General features: G+C 74.0%; 1 protein-coding gene and 1 pseudogene. Both read left to right on the forward strand.

What is annotated here, in order from left to right; genetic code table 11:
- Nucleotides 1–344 (forward strand): periplasmic heavy metal sensor (locus BMG07_RS40560; protein WP_198089195.1); only part of this gene is annotated, 344 nt, incomplete at its 5' end.
- 96 nt (nucleotides 345–440) lie between these two features.
- Nucleotides 441–1604: pseudogene (locus BMG07_RS40565) on the forward strand (DUF1800 family protein); the annotation flags it as partial.

A 1604-nucleotide genomic window follows, 5' to 3' on the forward strand; every position in this document is an offset into this window, starting at 1 on the left:
GCCTGCGCTTTGCCGCCGACGGCCTGAGCGCCGAGCAGCGGCGCACCTTCCTGGCCGGCGTGCGCGTCGCGCGGCGCGAGGTCGCACCGTCGATCCAGGCCGCGCAGGCGGGCCGCAAGGAAGTGCTGCGGCAGATTGCCGCGCCCACCTTCGACCGCGACGCGCTGGCCGCCGCGCTGGCCGCCACGCGCAGCGCCGACATCGCGGTGCGCGCGCGCATCGAGGCCAGCGTGGTCGACTTCGCCGAGAGCCTGTCGCCCGAAGACCGCGAGACGCTGGCGCGCGGCCTGACCCGCAGCCCCCTGGCGCCGTCGACCGCCACGCCCAAGCCGAAAAAACCATAGGCGGCCGGCCCACCCGCGACGGGTTTTGGCGCCGGCACCGTTCAACAGGCACAGGGGGCGAGCACGCGCCCCGCCTCTCACAACGGAGAAGACTGCATGGCCGCATCAGAGATGTCCCAGGTCGCCGTCGCGGTGAACCGCTTCGGCCTCGGCGCACGCCCCGACGAGCCCTTGCCCACGGGCGATCCGCGCCGCTGGCTGCTCGAGCAGTTCGCGCGCTACGAACCGGCGCCGCCCGCGTGGTCCGCGCTGCCGTCGAGCGCCACGCTGATCGACGCTACGTCGACGCCCAGAAAGAAGTGCGCCAGGCCGGCGCGAGCAACGCGCAAGACCTGCGCAAGAAACTGCGCGGGCAGGTGCAGGACACCTACCGCGCGGCGGTGAATGCGCGCGTGCAGGCCGCGCTGGTCACGCCCGCGCCCATGGCCGAGCGGCTGGTGCATTTCTGGTCGAACCACTTCGCCGTGTCGGTCGACAAGATGCCCCTGGGCGTGCTCGCGGGCGCCTTCGAGGCCGAGGCGATCCGCCCGCACGTCTTCGGCCGTTTCGAGGACATGCTGCTGGCGGTGGAGCGCCATCCGGCAATGCTGCTGTTTCTCGACCAGGCGCGCTCCATGGGCGCCGACAGCGAAGCCGCGATGCGCGCGGCGCGGCCCCGGGGCCTGAACGAGAACCTGGCGCGCGAGATCATGGAGTTGCACACGCTGGGCGTGCGCGCCGGCTACGACCAGCAGGACGTGACCGAGTTCGCGCGCGCGCTCACGGGCTGGAGCGTCACGGGCGTGCCCGGCGTGCCGCGCAAGGGCGGTGGCACGCCCGGCGCCTTCGTCTTTCGGCCGGCCATGCACGAGCCCGGCGCGCGCCAGGTGCTGGGGCAGCGCTACGAGCAGGCCGGCGAGGCGCAGGCTGCCGCCGTGCTGCACCACCTGGCCGTGCAGCCGGCCACCGCGCGCCACATCGCGCAGAAGCTGGCGCGGCACTTCGTCGGCGACACACCGCCCGAAGCGGTGGTGGCGCGGCTGTCGAACGCGTTCCAGCGCAGCGGCGGCGACCTGCCGACGGTGTACCGCGCGCTGATCGAATCCAGCGAAGCCTGGAACGCGCCGCCGCCCAAGTTCAAGACGCCGTGGGAGTGGGCCGTGTCGTCGCTGCGCGGGCTGGGCTGGCGCGACACCGGCGGCGAGCAGATGGCGCCGCTGCTCGCGCAGGCCGGCCAAGCCGTCTGGCGCCCCGGCTCGCCCGCGGGCTACGACGACGTGG

Source organism: Variovorax sp. E3 (assembly GCF_016082275.1).
Classification (GTDB): domain Bacteria; phylum Pseudomonadota; class Gammaproteobacteria; order Burkholderiales; family Burkholderiaceae_C; genus Variovorax.